The sequence below is a fragment of the Enterococcus sp. AAFC-DPL-5182 genome, from assembly GCF_058216605.1.
Genome location: NZ_CM177101.1, coordinates 3,363,111 through 3,384,485 on the forward strand (window position 1 = coordinate 3,363,111; position 21,375 = coordinate 3,384,485).

A 21,375-nucleotide genomic window follows, 5' to 3' on the forward strand; every position below is an offset into this window, starting at 1 on the left:
GTTTCTTTCCTCACACTACCTTATCCTCTGTTTGGTGCTAATTTTGCTAAATGGTCATAAATCGCTTTGGTTCCTGTTTTTGTCAGGTCCATTCCCCAACCACCATTGTTGTTGCCTTGTTCATCAGAGGTAACCGCATCTGACAACGCTGGGGCAGTCGCTTGAATAACTTCCATGTTGACAATCAAGTCATAGTGAAGATCGGCATACGCAGCCATTGCTGAGGCACCCGCACTATCGTCTAACTTCACACCCTCTAAGAAATCTGGTGCTGTTTCCCCGCCTTTTAACACATCTAAGTAGTAGAAGTAGCCATCCTCTGCGTTGTAAATCCATTTTTTAGCGCCGGTTCCTGTCACTTCACCAAGAGACGCTGGTGTAATCATTGCGCCAGAATTATAGAATGTTTTAAAGTTTGAGCCTAATGCCGCATCCGCTAACATTGAGCTTTCCCAACGTTCGCCTACTAAGCGTGGTCCACCTTCTGCACTCATTGGCGTAATTGGCGTATCTTTATACATACTGAAGTCATGGTCCCCTTCATTCAATACAGTCACTGAACTTTGCCCTAGAACCATGTTGCTTCCTGCCCAGTCCATCCCTGTTTGCGCTAATCCTTCATAGTAGTAATAATCTACGTTGGCTGGATCAATCGTAAATTTCCACTCTGAAACCGCTGTTTCTGCTCCTGGTTGTGCTGTTAAAGCGGATTTTGTTATTTTCGCTTTTTGATATTTAGGTGCTTCTGCTGTACCGTAGTTATAAATTCCGGCAATTTCATAGGTCGCTTTCCCATTTGATACGCTTCCGTCTACAAATACTTTTAGGTTCGCTGGGATATTTCCTGTAATATTGGCTTTATTGACCTCAGTCCACTCGGCAAATGCCCCTTCTTTGGCATTGACTGGATAAACACCCTCTGTCCCATCATATCCTGTTGCTTTGGTAATTTGATTGGCCAAATTCTCATAATAGTCAAACGCCTCTTCATAAGATACACGTAAGTACACTGGCATTGACCCTGTGTTACTAACAGAAACTTTCTTTTCATATTCCTTTCCAGGTTCAAAAATGTCCGGATTTTCCCAAACTTCATTGATTTTGACACTATCTTTATCAAAGGCTTCCCCTTTCATATGGTTCACACGAGATTCTGTTAAGTTAATCCACGCAAATGTTCCTGAAAATAATGTAACCATTGCTAAACCAGCAGCACCCGCCACTAATCCCTTTTTCTTTGTACTAGCTTTCATTTTGTGTTCCTCCTATAAAATAGTATTATTTATATAAAGTTCCTGTAAGGAACCTCATAACGTAAGTAAGCCGTTCTGTAAGCTTATGATTTTTTAGACGGTCCGCTCTTTTTCTTTCGGCCGGAGCCTTTTTTCTTCTTCCCTTTGGCTAACCAGACTGGCTGCGCTAAAGAATAGCGTGTGAGCCAGATAAAGCCGAACAAAGAACAAACAAAGACAATACAAACCACTGTATGCGTACGGATAAATTGAAAGACAGTCCCAGCATAGGGTAATACAAAGTCAACTTTCCCAATTAATCGTTCCCCATCTACTGGTGGATCTGGTGAGCCGTTGGCATCCCCTTGCGTAATCATATAGTCCCCTGTTTTGCCATTCAATTCAGGTAATTTTTCCTTCAATCTATGGGTCAAATACGCATCATCTCCTACTAGAAACGTGACAATATCCCCTTCGTTTACTTGCTTATAAGAAGTCATTTTGACAAAGATGACATCCCCTGCATAAAACCCACCAGGCGGTGATTCTTTTTGTGGTGCCATGGAGTTCGTTTTAACGGTATAAAAACGATACCCAAAGAATGACTTGTTGCTATCTCTATTAGCCGCAAATAACAATGCCCCGCCAATAATGAATAACATCACTAGGTAAAAGAGGAGGTCAAAGAATTTTTGAAGACCTGTTTTCCACTTTGGCGGCTTTGGTGGGGGGCGTCGCTTCTTTTTTTTCTTTCCAACGTTCGTTTTTGAGGCTATTTTTTTCTTTTTTTTTTGTTGTGGATGCTCAGAATAACCACGTACTACAGTATCAATAACCTCTGCTTCTTTAATTTGTTTCATTTGGTTCCCTCTCTACTTAAAAGTTGTCTGATCACACGCGTAACGATCTGTAGTGTCCCTTCCTTATTCAAAAGCCACTCAACAGAAAAGGGGGTAGTTAAGTCCCCTCTTCCCGTGCGATTCGCTCAATTGTTATCTTTATGAATTTCGTTTCCATTCATGTATAATGGGGGTTAATCCTAAACGCTTCAGACTAAATCCATTCACTCTCTCTTCACCAATGTTTCTTAGAACTATTCCTTCTAAGAAAAACAGCGCAATTTCATTGATATAGACTGTTTTCCGTTCTATCCTTGACCATTTTTTGACGACTATTCCTACAGGATTATCCTAGAATACGCAGCTGTGTATCCAGTAGTGAAATGGCTTGTTCCCTCGTTTCCCATAATGAACCAGCATAGGTATCTAGTGTCATTTTGGTGGATTTATGGCCCAATAGTTTACTTAATGTCGCACTGTCGATTCCTTGTTCAATACAGCGTGTCGCAAAGGTATGTCTCAACGCATGAAAGTGAATCATTTCCAGATTCGCTTGTTTGGCCATTTTTTTGAAATGATGATTGATTAACCTTGGTTCTACAAACTTCTCTTTCGTACTGATCACATAGTTACTCGTTGTCTGTTCTTTCATTTTTTTTAAATAGGTGACCAAGTTTGAGGCAATTGGGAGCGTTCTGATCGAACTTTCTGACTTTGGTGTCCCAAAGATTAGTTGGGTTTTTGTTTGCGCATTGGTCATGGAAACACGTTGAAGCGTTCGTTTAATACTCATCGTCCGATTCTCTAAATCAATATCCTCCCAAGTCAATCCACTAATTTCACCAATTCGAAGGCCGGTATACAACGAGAGAATGATCGCAGAACAAGTGGGTTCTTTCAACGCCACTTCTTCTAATCGTTGTTGTTGCGTTCGTGTTAATACCGTAATTTCTTTCTTTTTTATTTTGGGCGGAGCCACTGTATTACAGGGGTTTTCCATAAGGACTTTTTCTGAACAGGCTTTAGACACCCCACTTTTTAAAATAATATAAATCGTGTGAATACTTGTCGTACTGAGCCCTCTATTCGATAATGTTTTTAAAAATAATTCGATCTCTCCATCGGTGAGTTCCATTAATTTCTTCTTTCCTATTAAGGGAAAAATATGTTGCTTCATTTTTGCAAGATAAGCAGCCTGAGTGGATACCTTTATTTGATCGCAAATCAATGTATTCACCCAATAGTTTAACCACTCTTCAACCGTTCCTTGAAAAAGTAAGCGATCAGAGGTAACATAACTGTATTTGCCTTTAAGTTGTTCCAATCGTTTCTTTACTTCGCTATATTTACTATCGTATATATAGCCGTAAATGATTTTTCCTTGTTCATTTCGAGCTTTTTTGTAACGGCCTTCCCAACGGCCATCTTTGCGTTTATAGATATTTTCACCTTTTTTAGTAATGAGGGTCCCCTTCTTTCTATTTTTTTGACGGTAGGTTTGACGGCTAAAAGAAATTATCCCGTTTATTTCAACCGTTTTTTATCATAAAACAATGATTAATTTCTATTTTTTGAAAAAAATATAATTTAACCTATAGACTTTTGTTGTTTTTTATACTAAAATAAAAAAAGTAAGCTATTAAATTCGTTATTTATCTCGAAAACTATAAATTATTCATTTCTTAGAAGGAATAGTTCTAAGAAATTTTTTTAGTTTATTCAACAAAATGACCTACAGGTCTTTTTTGTTTCCTACCGATACCCTTGATGTACTATGGAGAAGAATGTATTCTCAGTACGAAAGGTTTTCTAGACCGCATTGATTCTTTTTTAGCTAGCCAAGAATAAAGTCATATCTGACGGCTTTTTAGGTATTTCGAGAGCCATCGGCACTCGAACTGACTCACTCAAAAATAGATTTTTTTACTATTGTTTCTATTTATTTTTTTTAAATGAGGACTATTTAGTAATTTTTTGAATGAGTATAAAATGACCTACGCATTATTTAACTAAAATTATTCTTTTTTTATCCCTAGTTTCTTCCATACAGAATAAGTAGTAAAAAAATAGTCCAACTCTATCTGCATAGAGTTGGACTATTTTGACTTTATATTAGTATATTATAATCCTGTCTTTTAATACCCCTATTTATGATACGGTTCCACGTATCGTAAGTGAAGGATATTCGTGAAAGCCTACACTACCAAGCATTTCCTCAATTTTGTTCCGAACCCTCATCACTAAAAAAAACCGCATTATTTATGATATGCATGTCCGTATCATGAGTGAATGATATCCGTAAAATCTGATAACACTCATTATTTCTTCAATTTCTGTACTGAACTCCAAGAACGATACGCATATCTGCAATATAAATAACTGATATTCTTAGACTCTAATAATAACAGAGAATTCTTCGAATATCAGTTGATAACTTAACTATAATTAACTACAAGTCTATTTATGAAAACTCATTTACTTTTCCAAGCTTTTCCTATCTAGATTCTTACATTGCCCTGATCTGTTTCACAAATTCTTTTTTAGAGCTACCAATAGCTGTTCTTTCGGTTGAACACCTGTAAAGCGAGCCATTTCTTGTCCATTCTTCTTGATTAGAATCGTTGGGATGCTCATAATTCCTAAAGCTGGTGGAGTATCTGGGTTTTCATCAATATTCATTTTGACAAACTTAACTTTCTCACCTAACTCCTCAGCCAGCTGTTCTAAAATTGGCATCTGCATTTTACATGGTCCACACCAAGGTGCCCAAAAATCAACTAAAACCAATTCTTGATTAGTTTCTATTTCAAAACTTTCATCCATAATTTCTTTTAGCAACTACACTCGCCCTTTCTCTTTTAAAATAAACAAAATTACATAAATTGATAACACTAATGACGCTGGTGGCACAAGATAAGTAATCAGCAAAATCTCCCATAGCCCCACTCAAATTAGGTCCAAGCACAGCACCAAAAGTAGTTGCTACCATAGATAGCTACACTTACTGCTACAGAACTTTTTTCAGGTGAAGCCAGATCCGTTCCAGCGTATCTGGCCTGTAGATTAGTAAATGAACCAAAGCCATAAACAAAGAGAAATAGAAAAAGTAAAAACACATTCTCAATAGCTGTAGCAAAAATTACACCTAAAGCTCAAATACCACCTAGAATAAACCCGATAGCTAAACCACTGCTTCTTCCATAAAGCTGAGTTAAGCGTCCAACGACATAGGCTGTTAAAGATGAACCTAGAGTAAAAATGGCAGAAGGTAAACCTGCAAGACTATCTGGACCTAATAAATCTTGAGCAATCAAAGCACCCACAGTGACTCCAGCAGCTAAGCCTAACCCACCCAATGTTTGAGAAAGAATGATGATTTTCATCGTTCGATTGTACATCTTTTGCTGTTCTTCTTTTTTTAAGTATTTTTGAATTGGAATAACCTACTCTTACTTTAAGAATAATTTTCTTCAATAAATTTATACGCTTCCTGACCGGCAATCCCGCCATCTCCAACAGCCGTGGTAATTTGACGTAGAACTTTTGCTCGAACATCACCGACAGCATAAATTCCTTTAACAGAGGTTTCCATCTTTTCGTTCGTTTCAATCCAATCAGAAGCATCTGTAATTTTTAAGTCTTTGAATGCTACGGCGTTTGGTGTCACTCCCACATAAACAAACACACCATCTGCAGAAATTTCACGAAGTTCAGCCGTTTTTGTGTCTTTTAGTTTTGCTCCCGTCACAGCCTTTTCATCACCAAAAATTTCCTCAACAACTGTATTCCATTCAAAATGAATTTTTTCATTTGCAAAAGCCCGTTCTTGAATAATTTTCTGTGCCCGTAGCTCATCTCTACGATGAACAATCGTTACTTTAGAAGCAAACTGTGTTAAATAAATTGCTTCTTCTACCGCAGAATCACCGCCACCAACAACAATCAATTCTTTTTCTTTAAAGAAAGCACCATCACAAACAGCACAATAAGACACACCTCTACCTGAATAGGTATCTTCTCCAAGCACTTCCAGTTTTCGATGCTCACAACCGGAGGCAACAATAATCACCTTGGCTTGATAATTACCTAACATACCAACAAGTTCTTTACTATTTTCCAACTGCTTAACAGATTGAATACTGTCTGTAGCAATTTTTACATCAAATTTATTCACACCTTTAAGCATTTCTTCTGAAAGTTCTGGACCTAAAATCGATTCAAAACCAGGATAGTTTTCAATTTCTCCCGTATTGTTCATTTGTCCTCCCGGCAATCCATGTTCCAATAACACAACAGATAGATTTGCTCTTGCCGCATATAAAGCAGCGGTTAACCCCGCTGGACCTGCACCAATAATCGCAACATCATACATTATTCCATCCACTCCACTAATTAAAAGGTTACCATTTTATCGGCCCACTCCACCATTTCGACACAGTCAAACATTGTTGAAATAGGACAGGCAGTATGATCTTCCACTTGTCTTGATTTTAGGCAAGTACCGCAAGCAAGTAATTCCCCGCCGAATTCTTCAAATTTTTTCATTTCTTCTGGTACACTATACTGTTTATCTTCAATTTCTTCACATTCAACAGCTTCACCCATCAAAAAGATTTTCACTGCATGTTTCTTTCTTAACGCAGCAACACCAAAACGAAAGGCATTCCAAGCTTTCTCATGTTCTTTTGTTTCAATAATAATTCCTAATTTCATCGTACATCCTCCTCTTTATATTTTTTCCAATCTGTTACGCTTTGTGTCAAACGCACAGCAGCATGACCATGTTTTTCTAAAATCTCAATCGCCTCACTTGAAAGTAAGCAATGAGGTCCACGACAATAAGCGACAATCGTCATATTTTTTGGCAAGCTGGTAATATGTGCCTCCAGCTCCTCAATTGGTATAGAGATTGCACCAGGAATATGGGCATTGCCGTACTCTTCATCTGGTCGAACATCAATCAAAAAGATTTCTTTGTTTGCCATTTTTTCTTCCATTTCTTCTAAGGTAATTGCTACAGTTTCCATATCTGAATGAAGGAAAGTATCCATCAACGAATGCTCTGCTTCTATTTGTTTATAGGCAACCTCGAAATAATGGGTAATAAGGTCCTCAATCACTGGATTGGCAATCTGATAAAAGATATAGTTTTTATATTTTTCATTAATCACCACTCGAGCCTTTAATAAAACTTGTAAATGTTTAGAAACATTGGCAACTGATAAGCCAGTATTTTTAGCCAATGTTTCTACTGTTTTTTTAGACTGCAGCAATAAATCTAAAATTTCTAAACGATTTTTGTTAGATAAAGCTTTACCAATTTTGGCATATTCTTCAAAAAAAGAGCTATTTAACTCTTGCATTTCTTAATTCCTCCATTTCTATTCGACTATCTAGTTGAATAGTAACTGATAAGAAATCCCTTGTCAATCAACTGTCAAGTGAACGATAACAAAGGTCTAAAAAATGACTATTTATTTTAAAGCTGATAATGTATTTGCAAGTAATTGAACCGTTTGATCAAGCTCCTCCTTTGTTGTAAAACGACCAACACTAAAACGAATCGCTCCATAAGCAATTGGTTGCTCTATTCCCATAGCAGCCAGCACAGGGGAGATTGTCTTTTCTCCAGAATGACAAGCTGAACCTGTAGAGGTACTGATTTCAGGAATTGCTGCCAAAATATCATTTCCACTTTGATTAATAAAACTGATATTCAAGGTGTTAGGTAAACTATTTTCAAATTCACCATTAAGACAAATTTTATCCCCAAATTCTGCTTGAAGCTGTTGATAAAAATATTTTTTTAATTCGATAAAGTGATTGGTTTTCAAAGCTTCCTGAGCCAATTCAGCTGCTGTTCCCAAACCAACGATGTAAGGAACATTCTCTGTTCCTGCACGCACACTACACTCTTGACTGGCACCATGAAGCAGGGGTTCAATTTGAAGGCCTTCACGAATATATAAAGCACCGATACCTTTCGGAGCATATAACTTATGACCAGCAATCATTAGAAAATCAACATTTAGTTCATTAACATTTACAGGAATTTTCCCCATTGATTGTGAAGCATCTGTGTGAAAAAGAACTTTGTATTTTTTACAGATTTTTCCAATTTCAGTAATTGACTGCAGCGTGCCGGTTTCATTATTTGAATGCATAATGGTAACTAAAATCGTATCTTGCCGAATGGCTTTTTCAAAATCTTCAACAGAAACCTTTCCTTTTAAATCCACTGGTAAGTAAGTGACTTCAAAGCCCAAGGTTTCTAAAAAAGCTAAAGGTTTCAAAATTGCTGGATGCTCAATCGCTGAAGTCACGATATGTCGGCCCCTATCTCTATTGCTAAAAGCAACACCCTTCACAACTGTATTATTGGATTCACTACCATAGCTGGTAAAAAAAACTTCATTCGTTTTTGCACCGATCAAGCTTGCAACCTGATGTCTGGCTTTTTCCACAGCATTTTTTGCCATCTGTCCTAAAGCATAAGTATTGGAAGGATTACCAAACTGCTCTTCAAAATAGGACTTCATCGCTTCATAAACGGTTGGATCACTTGGAGTAGTTGCATTGTAATCAAGATAAATCATCACTTATACTCCTTTGCTTTTAGTAAAAAGATAGAGCAAATAATGAAACAAGACAAGTAGAACGAAAAATAACGCCAGCCATTTTGCAATCACTGAGAAAGAATAAAGTATTTCGCCATCAAACTCATTCTCTATCATGTACAGATAAACAGCATTCATTGCAATGCCAGTAATAACTGTTGGAAAAGTACACATGATTCCGATAGACGCTTTCTTGGTAAATTCAACGTTGATGCCCTTTTGATCGAACAGAAGCTTGTTCAACGTTAACAAAAATAGGAATGCAGCTATTATCCCAAATATCCAACGATAAGCTGGAAAGAGATTCCCTGTTGAGGAAACTCCTAATAATAACCCTACTAAAGGAATTGGTGTTCTTTCTGCCAATTGTTTCAAAAAATGAACTTCTCTGACTATCTCCTCATTAAGAGTTTGATTAAGTGAATTATCAAATATCAATAATTCTTCCATACTTTCTGTAGAATAATCAGCTGAATGTTTCAAGTCCATTGTTGAATTTGTCCTATCTTTTTCTCCTCTTTCATTCCATCCCTCCCATTTTTATTACTCTAGAAAATTTTCTTTTTTCAAAGCCTAACGTATATTATAAACTACTAAACCAAATAGTTGAATAGTTTATTTAAATTTATGCATTAATTAATTTCTTTCCTTCTAGTATTTATCTCTCGTCTGCATATTAGAAGGATTCTTTTCTATCAAAAAAAACTATGTTACAATTCAACTAAATACTCAAGATCGGAATGAATATTAAATGAATAACTATTTTACAGAAAGACTTGTGTTAAAACCAAGTACTGAAGAACTTGCAGAGAAGGTTTTGGATTTTTATTCAAGAAATCAATTATTTTTTAAGGAATGGGAAGCTGAAAGAGAAGCGTCCTTTTATCAAATAGAAACCCAAAAACTAGCACTAAAAAATGAAGCTCTAGCTATTCGAGAAGGACGAATATTTAAGCTATGGCTATCTCCAAAAGATAATGACAGTCAAATTATTGGCAGTTTAACATTTAATCAAATAGCTAGAGGAATTGCCCAATTTTGTATCTTAGGCTATAATCTGGACGTTGAATTTAATGGACAAGGATATATGAGCGAAGCTTTAAGAAAAGCTCTTGATATCGCATTTTTAGGGTTAAAGCTTCATCGGATAGAGGTACCAATTATGCCTACAAATCAGGCTTCTATTGCTTTGATTGAGAAACTAGGCTTTGAAAAGGAAGGAATCGCAAGGCAAATGTTTTGTGTCAACGGCTCCTGGGAAGACCATATTATCTATTCACTAATTAATGAAAAAGATTGAAAATACTTAATTTAAATGGCAACCATTCAGCTTCTTAATAAAACTGGTAACTATTTGCTTGGTGACAATGAATACGAATGCTACGATAATCAAATAAATAATATCTTTTATGGAATAAATTCATGTAATGATCAATATCTTTATTATCGTTACGCACCTCCATAACAGTTCTTACTATCGGTTATATAGCCTTCTGCTTTCATAGATAAATAGTTTCCATCACTACCAATTATCAGATGATCTTGTAAATTGATTTGAAGTAGTCGACAGGCTTTTTCTAACTTCGCAGTAAATTCAATATCCGCTAATGAAGCGGTCACGCTACCTGAAGGATGATTATGCCCGACACAAATAGACACACTATTTGACAACAGCGCCATCTTTAAGATATCTCTTGGAAAAGCTAATGACTGATTGATGGTTCCTATATGAACAACTTGAATAGCCGTTGGTTCATTTTTTACGTTTAAACCAGCGACCACCAAATGTTCTCGATCTTTTGTTTCAATAAACGGAGCGAATAACTCATAGACAGCTTGAGGGCTAGTACAGGTTCTAGCGGCGTAAAAAGTGGAGGCTTCTTTCACTAGTTCAAGACTGACGATAGCTACACGCTTTCTCGGTTGGTTTGTTTTCATGTCTTTCTCCTTTTTGATTGTTGTGGTTGGTTCTTAGAAAAATGCCAACTAATAGTCTTCTGGTAATAATATCGTTTGATGACTACCATCATCGATCGCCCATATTTTTTTAATTTGGAAAGCAGCTATCTTTTCCTTTATGGTGTAGATATGATAATCAATGAAAAAAGGTTCTTCTTGTCGATGAATCACTTCAATTGCTTGGCGTTGGTTATCTGGATTGAATTCAAATATTTGTAAGTAGTCTAATTCTGTTTCTGCTTCACTTCTTTTTTTGTCGATTAATTTCCAGCAATATAATTGGATTTCTTTTGGTACTTGTTCGTTCACTCCCTTTGTGATGTAACGATTTTCTTTGTTATCAAACATTTTATTCCCTCCTTAAAACACAAAAATAGACCAACCACCATTTAAGATGATTGATCTTCATAGATATAATATATAGTTGTTTTTGAGTTAGATACATCAGTTTACCTTCATGATACTATTATAAATTCGTTTCACTCTTCTAAGGTGTAACACTCATCTACAAGTTATCTTTTCCTATACGATTGGCATAGGGAAGTTTCATTTTATATTGTTTTCAAGTATTCTATTTCTTCATCTGACCATCTTTCATGAAGCTTTTTCTTCAACTCATCAGATAATTCAAATATGTCTAGCCACTCAGAACTTTGTCTTACACTATCAATATTCCACAAATTTGTATTATCAATATTTAATATTTTTTTTCTGAGAAGATAAGCCTTTTCTTCAATCTCTTCATCAATTAATCCATTCTCTTTCAGCTCAATTAAATTATTTTTACTAAAAAAAGAAGTAACACCCACAATTAAATCTTCAAAAATAAATGTTTCTATTTCTTTATCAGATAAATTTAAAATAAACAGGCCACTTTTATTCAAAGTATCTATAAACCAATCAAACTTTCCACCTAAAGATAGTTTTTTCAACTACTACTCACCTCCAAACTTTATAATAGTTGCTTTATCATTTGAAAAATCTATATAATCTTCTCCAACAATTTTAACTTTACCGGTGTCTCCCGTTGAAAATCCATAATATGAACCTCCATGTATTCCGTCGCCAGGGTGATAGAATACCATCCCATCACCATCATTAGTAAACTTCCAACCAGTACCTGCTGAACCATATGACGCTTCAGTCCATCCCTCTCCTAGGATAGATTTGATTTCATTTTTAGTACTTCCGTATAATCTTTCAGGATTAGAAATAATATCTTCTAACGAGTTAGGTTTCCAATTAACATTTCCAGCACCATATTTATCTTTAAAGTAATCATTCCAGTCTTTTCCAGAGACAGGATTCTCTGCGCCAAAATCTGTTTTAGTAGGGTTAGTCCCACTGGTTTTCTTAGGTGTATTTTTGTTGTTGGACGTTAACCCTTTCCCCTCATAATAAGCACCAATAGCAACTACAGATATGGCACTCAATACGGTTGACCACCGTTGGGCCTTTTCTAAATCTGTTAACGGTTTCCCTGTTTTTGCATTAATTCCTGTACGTAATTCTTCTGCCATTGTAGCAAAATAGTCATCCAGTATACCATTTTCTTTCGGATTCATCAAAATTGCAAGATAGTCTTTGTATGACTCATTAAATTCAAAATCTGCTTGTGATACTCTTAACGGATCTTTTACCCACATCCATTCATAGACACCTGGTGCTATCTGAACACGGACATACCTTCTCCCTTCCATAGCTTCTTTAAATTTAGCCGCATGCTCTTGTTCCATTTTTTTTGCTCTTTCATCCCATCGACTAGAAATAGCTTTTGCCCAGTTCATATCTAGTTTTTTGAGATCAAAAGTCCCTGTAGAGGCATTCCACGCTTTACAATCCTTTACTTGATTAATCGCTGTGTTCAATTCTTGTTGAGAAGAATTATATTCACTAAAAAAGCTTGCTGACTGAGCGCTGTATGTCCGTAATTTCTCCAGTTTTTCTTTTCTCTTTTGCATGGCCTCATAAGCGTTCATAGAACGTCTTTCTAAGTCTGGTCGCGGCCTTTTCGCATCGTGAATCAAGTCGTCAATCGTGTGTAATAACTCTTGATATTGATCAATCTCTGCTTGAATTTTGTCCTCATCTATATCTTCTCCACCTATTGATTAAGATAATTGATCTTCATAGATATAATATATAGTTATTTACTTCTTTTTTACTTTGTAATCTTTAAACTCTAATCTCAATAGATAATCATTTTTGATAGAAATATTAAATTCCAAAATGAACTAATAATCCATTCTCGTTCAAAGCATTTTCAGATAGTGAAATAAGCGTATCCAATTGTTTCAATATTTTTTTTGTTTCAATATTTTCCTTTAAATAAATACCATCTTCTACAGATACTTCGGTTGAAAGTTCAATACTATCGGGCGCATTTTCAAATAGATTTTTCCATGATTTTATGATATTCAAAAATTTTTTAATTCCTACTCCATCAAATATAGTAGTCCCATAATAGTTTAATCCTTCTTTTTGATTTGACATATTTTCCCAATGTGACGGAACCCACTTTAGAGAATCGGATAAATAAAGAATAAGATAATCCTCTATTTTTATCATGTGCTTTTTTGTCTCATTATTGTAATCAATATTTTCTTCATTTTTAAAAATTGTAAATTCATGTACTAATGCCATAAAACCCTATCTCCTTTTAAAATAATCATGTTTTTCCCAATGAAATAATAGAACCATTTGGAGTAGCCCACCCTTCAGCTGTTAAACCATTAGACGTTCATAATTCACCAATAACAAATTATGATCCAACTTTTCTTCCTAAAAAACATTTTTTGACATGTAAAAAAAGAACAAATCAATTTATTGATTAGCTCTTTTTTATTCTATTCAACATTTTAGAACAGTTCTACATCTAATATAAAACCTATATTATTTTTTGCATATGAAATAAGTTGATAGTGTATTGATTCTTCAGTTCTATTCGTAGTATAGACTGTTACATAAGGATATTCTAAAAAAAAGACTAATTTCATAAAAAGTTGTTGTATATCATCTAATTTCAGCTCATTAGTATAAATTTTAAGAATAAACGATTTATTTATTTCATCAAAAGAAAGTTTAAATTTTTTTATACTCTCTTCTTGATACTCCATAAATGATCTAATCTCTGATCCAATTCCTGGTTCATATTCATGATTTATTTCTTCTGAAATTTTTTTAAATAGTTCTATCATTGATTTTTTCACTCCTACTTTGGTATATATTTCCCTTTTGGTGCTGGAGAATGTAAAGAGACAATTCCTCCTCTTTCATTTACTCTTTCTGCACCATGGCCCGCTACTACAAGAGCGCTTGCATTAATTGCAGGAACTGCAACTGTACCTACACCACCTGAAAAGAACGTGGAAGCTGCTGAACCTCCAAATGCCCACAAACCACCAACAACAATTTCTGCTCCGCCTTGAACTAATGAAGATAAATTCGCCACGAATTGTCCGACAGCATAGCTTTGTTTTCCATAGCTGCTTCTATCTCATATGTTTGAAAATCTTGATGGTCCATTGCTTCTAAACAATTTGTGTAAACTCCTTTAATAACTTCTAACAAACTGTCTGACTGTTTAATTTTAGCTCTTATTGGTAATGAATTTCTGAATAATCCCATCACCTTTTCGACACCAGGATAATGTCTACCAGACACAGGAATTCCAACTATCATGTCTTCAGCTTTTGTTTTTTCTGACATTATAAGGAAATATCAAAAAAACTATCCATCTCTAGATAGTAACCATTTATTTTCAATTAGAGATAAGCTGTTACTAAAGCAGTACGTTTATTTCCATTATAAAAACAATGATAATTAGAGATGACATACCATAAATAAGCTTCTTTATCAAAAATCGTAGGATATAGTGCTACCCCAAAAACTTCTTGATCCAATGATTTAGAAATCAAATGTATTGAACTTTTATCTCTTACACCATACATAGATCTAACAACATCTTCTGTTAATTTCTGCAGGTAATTATTAATATCAATTATCAGTTGCTCATCCATAACCTTTTCTTACAAAATCTTCTAACTCTTTATAAGAATCAAACTTATTATGACTAATATTCCCTGACTCATCCACATATATAATATAATCTAAATATTCTTCAGAGTAATTCATAGATAGCATTAATACATAATCAACATCTTTTTTTTGCGAATTTTGGATTTTATAGAATAACTTATTAATCTCATCAAAATCCACATCGCTTCTGGTGTCATTTAATATGTTTTTCTCTGCTTCATTTATAGAGTTGGTATCTCCACCAGCAATTCTTTCTTTTTTTTCAGTGTCAAATAACATAACTGTATACTTATTATTTTCTCTAACAGAATCATACTTTATTAAAAAATTAGCTTTATTTTCCTTTAAGAATATTTGCAATTTCTGACACATCTTTTAAATCTCCTGTTCCTATTTTATTTATCAAGTCCCATTTCTGTGAATCATCTAATATTGATACTTTTTTTGAAAGGTGATGACCATGTCAAAATTTCCAGAACGTCTTAAACTACGACGAAATGAAAAAAATGACACAACAGGCGCTTGCTGACTTAGTGGGAGTACATAGAGTGACTTATACTAATTTGGAAAACGGAAAGAGAGAGCCTGAACTAGATAAAGTTGTAGAACTTGCGACAGAACTGAACACTACAGTAGATTACTTGCTAGGAAATTCTGATATTAACCTTTTGGATACTTCTAACGAGGATATACGGAATTTAACTAAAGAGGAAGCAAAGGAATTATCAGCCTTATTAATGCAAAATATGGACACTATTCTTAAAGCTGGAAAAGAGAAATTTAATATGACAGATGACGAAATGAAAGCCATGAAAGTACTTGTCATAAAACAATTTCTAAAAGAAGCCCAGAAAAAGAGAAAAATGACTCTTATAATCCGTAAAACACTATAAAGAAAGTCAATATACCGCTAGGCTCTCCTAACGTCTCTACTGACTTTCTTTATTGGTCATGTACTTTTGATAGTGCCCGAGGAACTCACGAAATAGCTAGTACCTTGACTTGTCCCTCGAGCCTTTTCAGCATAACATGCCCACTGTTTGCATTAATATTTGAATTTGTTTTTTCAAGCCTTTTCTATTTCACCCTCAGAATCTAGCAAAATAGCAGATTAAAAATCCAATCTTTTCATTTAGAGTATTACCCTAGCAGCATGTTTACTCTTAATCTGTATTCTTCATCTTTATCAATCTCAAAATTTTGATTACTTAATAATCGATTCAAAGCATTAATATCACAATTATAGGCTGATTGTTCCTCTTCATTTAAGCCTTCGAGTTTAGATAAATTTTCTTGTCTCTCTAATAGATAATCTGGTATGAAATCTTCTTTTAAACTTAAAATTGAAAGATTTATCATAACCGATACATAAACTTTATGACTTTTTTTCATCATTAACACAGAGTCTTCAAAAGTTGCGGCTATTGCTTGACTCGGACTAAACCCTTCATCTTCAATAAAATCTTCATAATCCTCTAAAGTTAACTCTGTTGCTTCTGAATAACTTAAACTTTTCATTTAGTTCTCAATGTTAATTTCTTTTTTTATGATATCAACATCACTATAAAATTGAACAAGCTCATCTGATTTCAAATCATTAGTAACTTTCTCTAAATTTTTATTAGACATTAGATTAGCTAACTTATTTCTTAAAAAATCAAAATTTTGTTCTTTATCAATCAATAATGTACAAAACGCTACATATAGTGAAGTTTCTTCCGTTATATCATAATTTTCATTTAATTCATAATCATTTAGAAATGCATAGAAAGTATCTTTTAGAGAATATTTAGCATTTATATGCAAACTTTCATAAATATCAGCAGAATCTTCTTTTATTTCTTCATACTTCAATTCCATAAATTTTCGCTCCTTCTATTTAGTAAATATGTTTAATTTAATGTTAGGGAATTTCTTACGGAATTCTAAAATTATATTAGAACAACTTTGACAAGCTGGTAGCTCTGTAAATAAATCAATTGAACCAGAAGTATTTGGATCTTTAATTTTAGAAGCAATATCCTCTAGAATTTTAGCTTCTGTATCATGAAACCTATCAAATTTAGTTCCATCTATACTTGATGCAGAAGGTTCATAATTCTTAAAAATTCTTTCTCCTTCAGGTTTTAATGTAGAAAAATTTCCAACATCAGCACCTTTATCAAGTTGGGAATTAATTTTACTATGAGCTACAAACTCTTCTGGTAATCCTTTTATATTTACATCAGCAGCTGCCATATTACCTCTTTTTTTCAACGGATTATTAGGCATTTTATTTCTAATATCATTAATTCTATTTTGGAAATTCTCAACTTTTTGTGCTTTGGTAAGTCCACTGGCTTTCTCTGGAACAACAACCTTCGTTGTTCCTTTTCTTGGTCTAAGCCCTTTATACGTTCCATATCCCGCTAATGCTACATCCGCAACTCCTGATAATCCTCGCAGAATACGATCTCCTGTAGACAGTTCTTTGCCTGTAAATAGATCTTTCCCTCGCCAAGCCTCACTGATATTCTTTCCACCAGAAGTCAGTCCCAACGCTATCATCAGTGGCCATGGCAACATTCCTCCGATCACTAGAACTGCACCATTTATCACTAAGGTCACGGCCAACCCTTTTACTTTTTCATTTCTAGAATAATAATCAAAGGAGCTATCCGCAAAAGCCATCTTCTTATAGTCTTCAAAACTTACATCCCCGATTTGTTGCTTCATCTGATTATATTCTACACGAAGATAGTCAGTCAGGGGAGAACTATTTCCTAAAAGATCTTCTAACGTCACTTTCATTTTAGGCATAGCGACACCCGCACTATTTACGCCGTTAGAAAATGATCCTCTTGCCATTGTCTCATACCCCATGATATTCATGTTACTTAACTTTTCCATCAAGGAATCCATAGCATTGTAAAATGGCTGATCTACACTACCAGAAAGGGTATCTGGTACATGCTGAATGGCTTGTTGTAACAAGGTCAACCGATGTTCTGTTTCTTCATAATTTGTATTACTTGCTGTATCTATGTCTATAGCGTGATCCACATCGTATGTGTCACAAGAGCTTTTTGCATCATCACTGATACGATCTGCTTCTGTGATCCATTGGAATAGGCCTGAGCTTGTTAACAGTACGATTCCTTCAGACAGAGATTGCCATTCACCCTCTTTATATTTTACATCTTTCATACCTATCCTCATTTCCTAAATCTAATACATCTGCTTGTTATTATTTCTCTTTTGACTTTATGTCGTTACTGACAGATTGATCCAAATCCACAAAGGTTTCTCCTGCATAGGTCACATACTCTCCTAATCGAGAGTAGTGTGAAATCAATTCTTCCATGCGAGCCGTTACAACATTGAACAGGGCGACTTGTCCTTGCGCCATTCCTTCCACATAATACTCACTTCCTGTAATTGTTTGCAAAGAACTATAGGATGATTCTAATTCACTAACAACACTTTGAATCTTACTTGTAATACCTGATAACTCACCAGGATCTACTGTGATTTTATCTGCCAAACCAATTCGCCAGCCCTTCTGTTTTATTTTTTGGTACTTCATAAGGAATTTTTAATTGGTCGACTACCCATTTATTGACCCAAAACTGACTGACTCTTTTTAATTGCTCACTGTCCAATCGATACAACGTCCCTTGAGACAATAACAAAGCGTATTCAGCTTTAGCCAAGTTCTTCTCCTGCTTCTGAATGCTACCTAGAACGACTCCAGCATCAATTCCCTGTTTCTGCAACTCTTCTAAGGTTAGTCGCGCTCGCCTTGAACGAAAATCCTTTTCCTCTTCTGTGCCTTCTCTACGCAAAATAGAATACTCTACAAGCCATTGTCCTAAAAGGGTTTCTGGTTCTTGAATGGTCAATCGATACCCTTCTTCTTCTCTTTTTAAAACGATCGCTTGCTCACCTGTAGCGACATAGTACGTTTTATCTAAACAGATATAGGTTTCCGATTGCCCATAGCGCTCAATTAGTGAAGCAACCAAATAGCCTTTTTGGGTTAGCTTTCCTTCTGCTAACAGCTCTTTCTTTTCCAAACGTTCAATGCCTTTCGGCACAACTGTCGTGTGGTTTAAGCGATAGGCTGTTAGTTGTGGCACACCAAATAGTTCGACTTGTTCCACCATATCGGCTAATACTACTAGCTCTTCTTCAGAAAAAATCGTCATACTTTCCTCCTAAATCCCTCGTATCTCGCCCATTTTCGACGAATCAAACGAATCAATATCCTTTTGTAGTTCTGTGACCGCTTTTTTATAACTCTTCACACATTTCGCCAAGTCTTCATGGTATTGTTTGACGATTCCTAAATACATCAGATAGCTATCTTTCGATTCACCTGTCCATGTCTGATCATAGCCACCGCTGCTGGAAACAAGAGCTTTTGCTACATCTAGAGAAGCACGCATTGCACTTTCTGCTTCTGATGCACTGCTGATCACTTCAGAAAGCCCACCTGACTTTATTTCAATATTGCTCATTCGTGTATGCCCTCCTCACTCTAACTATCTTGGGATAATTTCATTATTTTTAAGTGCTTCCTGTTGTCTTCTTATGTTCTCTTGTGTTTGTCTCGCTATCTCTTGATGATAGTCGTCCTCACGCTTCTTCTCTGCTGTATAAAGATCTCCATAGTACTGCGCTTTTGTTTCTGCTGTAGTGACACCATCTGAGATATTGTCATTTCGACTTTTTACTTTTTTACTTAATGACTGTAGTTCTTCTATCAGCTCGCTGACTTTATTCAACGTGTCTTGATTCGGAATTCCATCTGTGGTAGAGACACTAGTAAACTTTCCTTCCGCTGAAGTGATTGTGGTTTCCAGTTGCTCTAAATAGGAGGAATGCTCGGTTAAAGCAGTCGATAATTCTGTTTTAAGTGTGGTATACTTCTGCTTCTTTTCTAGATATTCACTGGTTAAAAACATGTATTTACTCCTTTACATAAAGTTAGTATCTATATAAAAGTTTACCAAACCTAATGACTAATAACAATCACAGGATAATGTTCAAACAAGATTTTTTGATAATATTTCTGCACTTTCTAATTGTCAGGCATACAAAAGAACACCTAAAATATATCCTTTAACAAAAACATCTTGTTAGGTGCTCTTTTACTCAACCAAAGATGTGATACTATAAACGCTTATCTTTTAACTTTTTTTAAGTCTTTAATCAACTTCAGCAATTCCTTTCTACTCTGTTATATCTAATTACTTCATTTGAAAATGGTTTGCTTTACTTTTTTATGCCAACCTTTTTTAGCATAACAAAAAAAGACACTCAAAAAGTGCCTTTAAGGATGTCTTATCGACCGAATCATGAGAAATAAGACAGATTACAAAGATAAACTCACATTATTTATAATTTGAGTGAAACAAATATAAATAATGTGGTATGCTAATAGCGTAGTAAAAACTACAAAAAGGCGCACAAACCCTTTGAAAAGTCTTCTATCATTCCCTCGCCAAAAAGTGCATAAGCTAGGGACATTATACTTATAATCTTATTTTAAGAATAGCTAATTTCTTAAACGAATTGTTAGCCAAAGTAATGATAATTGCTATAGTAGCACGTAGATTACATATCCGCTTGAATAAAGATCGGAACATCTTTGCTTTCTGAAAGGATCGAGCGAACTTCTCGCTCAATACTTTTCGCAAAATTTTGCTCTCCAAGCTTTGTTAATAAATGGATATAGTCAAAAATATTTTCTTTATAACGCTCGTCTCCAGTAATTAAATAGTTTGTTAAATTGTCCAAGTATAGAATGACTAATTTATAATCAAATGTAAGATTGCCTTCTTTTGTAGCGGCTAATCTTAAGTAATAACGACTTTCTTCATATTCTTTTTTACGTAGTAACGTTGTGATTAAATTGTTGATCATGTTTTTAATAAATTCTGTTGTCTCCACATTTCTGACTTCAATATCTTTAACAGGCAACGCTTTTTTAGCTAGGTGCTTGATTTGCTTATTGTTAAACAGAAAAATTGTATTGGATAATACAGCGTAATCATACTGAAAAAAATACTCTTTTTCCATTAGAAGTTCATAGATTTGGTTTAATTCTTCTTGGCTTACAGGAGAAATCTCTTTCCAAAAATTGGAGAACAATGTTTTTATCCCGATAAAATTTGCCATTTCTCTAAGATGCATATCCTTAGAAAAGGTTAATTGTTTGTAGTAGTTAAGTAGCTCTCGTTTACTTGAGTTATCAGTTGGATCATTACCACACTGTTTAAACAGCCTGCGATACTTTTTTTGTTCCATGCTATCTTCTAAATATTCTGAAAATTCGTCTAGTGGAATAGAGAAACGTTCTAAAATATCTGTTAACTCAGAAAATCTTAGAATCTTTTTTCCTGTTTCAATTTTGGAATAGACGGAAGTATCAGTATGTGTAAGAATATCTTTTTGCTTTAAATTTTTATTTTTTCTAAAAAAATAAAGTGCTTCTTCTACATTCATTATAATTCCACTCCCCTTTTGTATGAGTATAGCATATTATTATATATAAATTGTTTAAAATATTCTGTTTTTGAAAGGAGGGATCGCTATGATTACAGTTGCTGCTGCAGTTACTATTTCAGTTTTTATTTGGGTTAACATTTAATAAAACTGCAATTTTATGAAATAACTGTTTAGTTATTTTGCAAACAGCCCATTGTG

General features: G+C 34.7%; 30 protein-coding genes. 2 read left to right on the top strand and 28 right to left on the bottom strand.

Annotated elements, in window-relative coordinates; translation table 11 throughout:
• Positions 1-20 precede the first annotated feature (20 nt).
• The 10 genes from AC4BB7_RS15790 to AC4BB7_RS15835 form a co-directional block, all read right to left on the bottom strand.
• Positions 21-1,253, bottom strand: a complete 1,233-nt coding sequence (locus tag AC4BB7_RS15790; protein WP_490483659.1) for a hypothetical protein — start codon at positions 1,251-1,253, stop codon at positions 21-23.
• Positions 1,254-1,336: 83 nt separating this feature from the next.
• A complete protein-coding gene (locus AC4BB7_RS15795; RefSeq protein ID WP_490483660.1) occupies positions 1,337-2,092 on the bottom strand; it encodes a signal peptidase I in 756 nt (251 codons plus the stop codon).
• 325 nt (positions 2,093-2,417) lie between these two features.
• A complete protein-coding gene (locus AC4BB7_RS15800; RefSeq protein ID WP_490483661.1) occupies positions 2,418-3,395 on the bottom strand; it encodes a tyrosine-type recombinase/integrase in 978 nt (325 codons plus the stop codon).
• A 1,202-nt stretch (positions 3,396-4,597) separates the two neighbouring features.
• The gene (gene trxA / locus AC4BB7_RS15805; RefSeq protein ID WP_490483662.1) at positions 4,598-4,909 is read right to left on the bottom strand and encodes a thioredoxin; all 312 of its coding nucleotides are present in this window, start codon (positions 4,907-4,909) and stop codon (positions 4,598-4,600) included.
• 314 nt (positions 4,910-5,223) lie between these two features.
• Positions 5,224-5,469 (bottom strand): hypothetical protein, encoded by a 246-nt coding sequence (locus tag AC4BB7_RS15810; RefSeq protein ID WP_490483663.1) that lies wholly within the window; start codon positions 5,467-5,469, stop codon positions 5,224-5,226.
• A 56-nt stretch (positions 5,470-5,525) separates the two neighbouring features.
• Positions 5,526-6,443: a thioredoxin-disulfide reductase gene (gene trxB, locus AC4BB7_RS15815; protein ID WP_490483664.1), complete on the bottom strand. Its 918-nt coding sequence runs from the start codon at positions 6,441-6,443 to the stop codon at positions 5,526-5,528.
• 20 nt (positions 6,444-6,463) lie between these two features.
• Positions 6,464-6,784 carry a DsrE/DsrF/TusD sulfur relay family protein gene (locus AC4BB7_RS15820; RefSeq protein ID WP_490483665.1) on the bottom strand — a complete coding sequence of 107 codons (321 nt, stop codon included), beginning with the start codon at positions 6,782-6,784 and terminating at the stop codon, positions 6,464-6,466.
• Complete coding sequence (locus tag AC4BB7_RS15825; protein WP_490483666.1) at positions 6,781-7,434, bottom strand: ArsR/SmtB family transcription factor; 654 nt, start codon at positions 7,432-7,434, stop codon at positions 6,781-6,783. The genes AC4BB7_RS15820 and AC4BB7_RS15825 overlap by 4 nt, the downstream gene beginning before the upstream one ends.
• Positions 7,435-7,545: 111 nt before the next feature.
• On the bottom strand, positions 7,546-8,667 hold the full coding sequence (locus AC4BB7_RS15830; RefSeq protein WP_490483667.1) for a cysteine desulfurase family protein: 1,122 nt from the start codon (positions 8,665-8,667) through the stop codon (positions 7,546-7,548).
• 3 nt (positions 8,668-8,670) lie between these two features.
• Positions 8,671-9,177: a hypothetical protein gene (locus tag AC4BB7_RS15835; RefSeq protein WP_490483668.1), complete on the bottom strand. Its 507-nt coding sequence runs from the start codon at positions 9,175-9,177 to the stop codon at positions 8,671-8,673.
• A gap of 262 nt (positions 9,178-9,439) precedes the next feature.
• Between AC4BB7_RS15835 and AC4BB7_RS15840 the strand changes: the two genes are divergently transcribed.
• Entirely contained in the window at positions 9,440-9,988 is a 549-nt protein-coding gene (locus tag AC4BB7_RS15840; RefSeq protein ID WP_490483669.1) for a GNAT family N-acetyltransferase, read from the top strand.
• Positions 9,989-10,137: 149 nt separating this feature from the next.
• Here the strand turns inward: AC4BB7_RS15840 and AC4BB7_RS15845 are convergent, their stop codons facing one another.
• The 10 genes from AC4BB7_RS15845 to AC4BB7_RS15890 form a co-directional block, all read right to left on the bottom strand.
• The gene (locus AC4BB7_RS15845) at positions 10,138-10,626 is read right to left on the bottom strand and encodes a JAB domain-containing protein (protein WP_490483670.1); all 489 of its coding nucleotides are present in this window, start codon (positions 10,624-10,626) and stop codon (positions 10,138-10,140) included.
• Positions 10,627-10,674: 48 nt separating this feature from the next.
• Positions 10,675-10,995, bottom strand: coding sequence for a DUF960 family protein (locus tag AC4BB7_RS15850; protein ID WP_490483671.1), 321 nt, complete (start codon positions 10,993-10,995; stop codon positions 10,675-10,677).
• A gap of 203 nt (positions 10,996-11,198) precedes the next feature.
• Positions 11,199-11,579, bottom strand: coding sequence for a hypothetical protein (locus AC4BB7_RS15855; RefSeq protein ID WP_490483672.1), 381 nt, complete (start codon positions 11,577-11,579; stop codon positions 11,199-11,201).
• Positions 11,580-11,582: 3 nt separating this feature from the next.
• Complete coding sequence (locus tag AC4BB7_RS15860; RefSeq protein WP_490483673.1) at positions 11,583-12,626, bottom strand: hypothetical protein; 1,044 nt, start codon at positions 12,624-12,626, stop codon at positions 11,583-11,585.
• Positions 12,627-12,864: 238 nt separating this feature from the next.
• Positions 12,865-13,290 (bottom strand): hypothetical protein, encoded by a 426-nt coding sequence (locus AC4BB7_RS15865; protein WP_490483674.1) that lies wholly within the window; start codon positions 13,288-13,290, stop codon positions 12,865-12,867.
• 215 nt (positions 13,291-13,505) lie between these two features.
• Entirely contained in the window at positions 13,506-13,844 is a 339-nt protein-coding gene (locus AC4BB7_RS15870) for a hypothetical protein (protein WP_025871991.1), read from the bottom strand.
• Positions 13,845-13,858: 14 nt separating this feature from the next.
• Complete coding sequence (locus AC4BB7_RS15875) at positions 13,859-14,098, bottom strand: hypothetical protein (protein WP_490483675.1); 240 nt, start codon at positions 14,096-14,098, stop codon at positions 13,859-13,861.
• Positions 14,077-14,355 (bottom strand): condensation domain-containing protein, encoded by a 279-nt coding sequence (locus tag AC4BB7_RS15880; RefSeq protein WP_490483676.1) that lies wholly within the window; start codon positions 14,353-14,355, stop codon positions 14,077-14,079. Before AC4BB7_RS15880 ends, AC4BB7_RS15875 begins: the two co-directional genes overlap by 22 nt.
• A 56-nt stretch (positions 14,356-14,411) precedes the next feature.
• A complete protein-coding gene (locus tag AC4BB7_RS15885; RefSeq protein WP_490483677.1) occupies positions 14,412-14,666 on the bottom strand; it encodes a Fic family protein in 255 nt (84 codons plus the stop codon).
• The gene (locus tag AC4BB7_RS15890) at positions 14,659-15,057 is read right to left on the bottom strand and encodes a hypothetical protein (RefSeq protein ID WP_490483678.1); all 399 of its coding nucleotides are present in this window, start codon (positions 15,055-15,057) and stop codon (positions 14,659-14,661) included. Before AC4BB7_RS15890 ends, AC4BB7_RS15885 begins: the two co-directional genes overlap by 8 nt.
• Before the next feature lie 176 nt (positions 15,058-15,233).
• Between AC4BB7_RS15890 and AC4BB7_RS15895 the strand changes: the two genes are divergently transcribed.
• Positions 15,234-15,578 carry a helix-turn-helix domain-containing protein gene (locus AC4BB7_RS15895; RefSeq protein WP_490483679.1) on the top strand — a complete coding sequence of 115 codons (345 nt, stop codon included), beginning with the start codon at positions 15,234-15,236 and terminating at the stop codon, positions 15,576-15,578.
• A gap of 247 nt (positions 15,579-15,825) precedes the next feature.
• Here AC4BB7_RS15895 and AC4BB7_RS15900 read toward each other — a convergent pair whose 3' ends face one another.
• The 8 genes from AC4BB7_RS15900 to AC4BB7_RS15935 all read right to left on the bottom strand — a co-directional run bounded on the left by AC4BB7_RS15900 (position 15,826) and on the right by AC4BB7_RS15935 (position 21,174).
• Positions 15,826-16,203: a hypothetical protein gene (locus tag AC4BB7_RS15900; protein WP_490483680.1), complete on the bottom strand. Its 378-nt coding sequence runs from the start codon at positions 16,201-16,203 to the stop codon at positions 15,826-15,828.
• The gene (locus AC4BB7_RS15905; protein WP_490483681.1) at positions 16,204-16,545 is read right to left on the bottom strand and encodes a hypothetical protein; all 342 of its coding nucleotides are present in this window, start codon (positions 16,543-16,545) and stop codon (positions 16,204-16,206) included. It lies immediately after the preceding gene.
• Between the two features lie 15 nt (positions 16,546-16,560).
• The gene (locus AC4BB7_RS15910) at positions 16,561-17,871 is read right to left on the bottom strand and encodes a deaminase domain-containing protein (protein ID WP_490483682.1); all 1,311 of its coding nucleotides are present in this window, start codon (positions 17,869-17,871) and stop codon (positions 16,561-16,563) included.
• Between the two features lie 40 nt (positions 17,872-17,911).
• Positions 17,912-18,208, bottom strand: a complete 297-nt coding sequence (locus tag AC4BB7_RS15915; RefSeq protein ID WP_490483683.1) for a hypothetical protein — start codon at positions 18,206-18,208, stop codon at positions 17,912-17,914.
• On the bottom strand, positions 18,198-18,872 hold the full coding sequence (locus tag AC4BB7_RS15920) for a DUF5081 family protein (RefSeq protein WP_490483684.1): 675 nt from the start codon (positions 18,870-18,872) through the stop codon (positions 18,198-18,200). Before AC4BB7_RS15920 ends, AC4BB7_RS15915 begins: the two co-directional genes overlap by 11 nt.
• Positions 18,873-18,881: 9 nt before the next feature.
• Positions 18,882-19,184, bottom strand: a complete 303-nt coding sequence (locus AC4BB7_RS15925; protein ID WP_490483685.1) for a hypothetical protein — start codon at positions 19,182-19,184, stop codon at positions 18,882-18,884.
• A gap of 24 nt (positions 19,185-19,208) precedes the next feature.
• A complete protein-coding gene (locus AC4BB7_RS15930; protein ID WP_490483686.1) occupies positions 19,209-19,631 on the bottom strand; it encodes a hypothetical protein in 423 nt (140 codons plus the stop codon).
• Between the two features lie 652 nt (positions 19,632-20,283).
• Positions 20,284-21,174 carry a helix-turn-helix domain-containing protein gene (locus tag AC4BB7_RS15935; protein WP_490483687.1) on the bottom strand — a complete coding sequence of 297 codons (891 nt, stop codon included), beginning with the start codon at positions 21,172-21,174 and terminating at the stop codon, positions 20,284-20,286.
• Between the last annotated feature and the right edge of the window lie 201 nt (positions 21,175-21,375).

Coding starts and splice junctions, on each gene's coding strand:
- AC4BB7_RS15835 (WP_490483668.1), bottom strand. CDS start 9,177: ATGGACTTGAAACATTCAGCTGATTATTCTACAGAAAGTATGGAAGAA.
- AC4BB7_RS15900 (WP_490483680.1), bottom strand. CDS start 16,203: ATGAAAAGTTTAAGTTATTCAGAAGCAACAGAGTTAACTTTAGAGGAT.
- AC4BB7_RS15885 (WP_490483677.1), bottom strand. CDS start 14,666: ATGGATGAGCAACTGATAATTGATATTAATAATTACCTGCAGAAATTA.
- AC4BB7_RS15905 (WP_490483681.1), bottom strand. CDS start 16,545: ATGGAATTGAAGTATGAAGAAATAAAAGAAGATTCTGCTGATATTTAT.
- AC4BB7_RS15890 (WP_490483678.1), bottom strand. CDS start 15,057: ATGTGTCAGAAATTGCAAATATTCTTAAAGGAAAATAAAGCTAATTTT.
- AC4BB7_RS15865 (WP_490483674.1), bottom strand. CDS start 13,290: ATGGCATTAGTACATGAATTTACAATTTTTAAAAATGAAGAAAATATT.
- AC4BB7_RS15850 (WP_490483671.1), bottom strand. CDS start 10,995: ATGTTTGATAACAAAGAAAATCGTTACATCACAAAGGGAGTGAACGAA.
- AC4BB7_RS15840 (WP_490483669.1), top strand. CDS start 9,440: ATGAATAACTATTTTACAGAAAGACTTGTGTTAAAACCAAGTACTGAA.
- AC4BB7_RS15825 (WP_490483666.1), bottom strand. CDS start 7,434: ATGCAAGAGTTAAATAGCTCTTTTTTTGAAGAATATGCCAAAATTGGT.
- AC4BB7_RS15925 (WP_490483685.1), bottom strand. CDS start 19,184: ATGAGCAATATTGAAATAAAGTCAGGTGGGCTTTCTGAAGTGATCAGC.
- trxB (WP_490483664.1), bottom strand. CDS start 6,443: ATGTATGATGTTGCGATTATTGGTGCAGGTCCAGCGGGGTTAACCGCT.
- AC4BB7_RS15790 (WP_490483659.1), bottom strand. CDS start 1,253: ATGAAAGCTAGTACAAAGAAAAAGGGATTAGTGGCGGGTGCTGCTGGT.
- AC4BB7_RS15860 (WP_490483673.1), bottom strand. CDS start 12,626: ATGAACGCTTATGAGGCCATGCAAAAGAGAAAAGAAAAACTGGAGAAA.
- AC4BB7_RS15930 (WP_490483686.1), bottom strand. CDS start 19,631: ATGTTTTTAACCAGTGAATATCTAGAAAAGAAGCAGAAGTATACCACA.
- AC4BB7_RS15820 (WP_490483665.1), bottom strand. CDS start 6,784: ATGAAATTAGGAATTATTATTGAAACAAAAGAACATGAGAAAGCTTGG.
- AC4BB7_RS15830 (WP_490483667.1), bottom strand. CDS start 8,667: ATGATTTATCTTGATTACAATGCAACTACTCCAAGTGATCCAACCGTT.
- AC4BB7_RS15870 (WP_025871991.1), bottom strand. CDS start 13,844: ATGATAGAACTATTTAAAAAAATTTCAGAAGAAATAAATCATGAATAT.
- AC4BB7_RS15920 (WP_490483684.1), bottom strand. CDS start 18,872: ATGACGATTTTTTCTGAAGAAGAGCTAGTAGTATTAGCCGATATGGTG.
- AC4BB7_RS15935 (WP_490483687.1), bottom strand. CDS start 21,174: ATGAATGTAGAAGAAGCACTTTATTTTTTTAGAAAAAATAAAAATTTA.
- AC4BB7_RS15880 (WP_490483676.1), bottom strand. CDS start 14,355: ATGTCAGAAAAAACAAAAGCTGAAGACATGATAGTTGGAATTCCTGTG.
- AC4BB7_RS15910 (WP_490483682.1), bottom strand. CDS start 17,871: ATGAAAGATGTAAAATATAAAGAGGGTGAATGGCAATCTCTGTCTGAA.
- AC4BB7_RS15795 (WP_490483660.1), bottom strand. CDS start 2,092: ATGAAACAAATTAAAGAAGCAGAGGTTATTGATACTGTAGTACGTGGT.
- AC4BB7_RS15810 (WP_490483663.1), bottom strand. CDS start 5,469: ATGTACAATCGAACGATGAAAATCATCATTCTTTCTCAAACATTGGGT.
- AC4BB7_RS15845 (WP_490483670.1), bottom strand. CDS start 10,626: ATGAAAACAAACCAACCGAGAAAGCGTGTAGCTATCGTCAGTCTTGAA.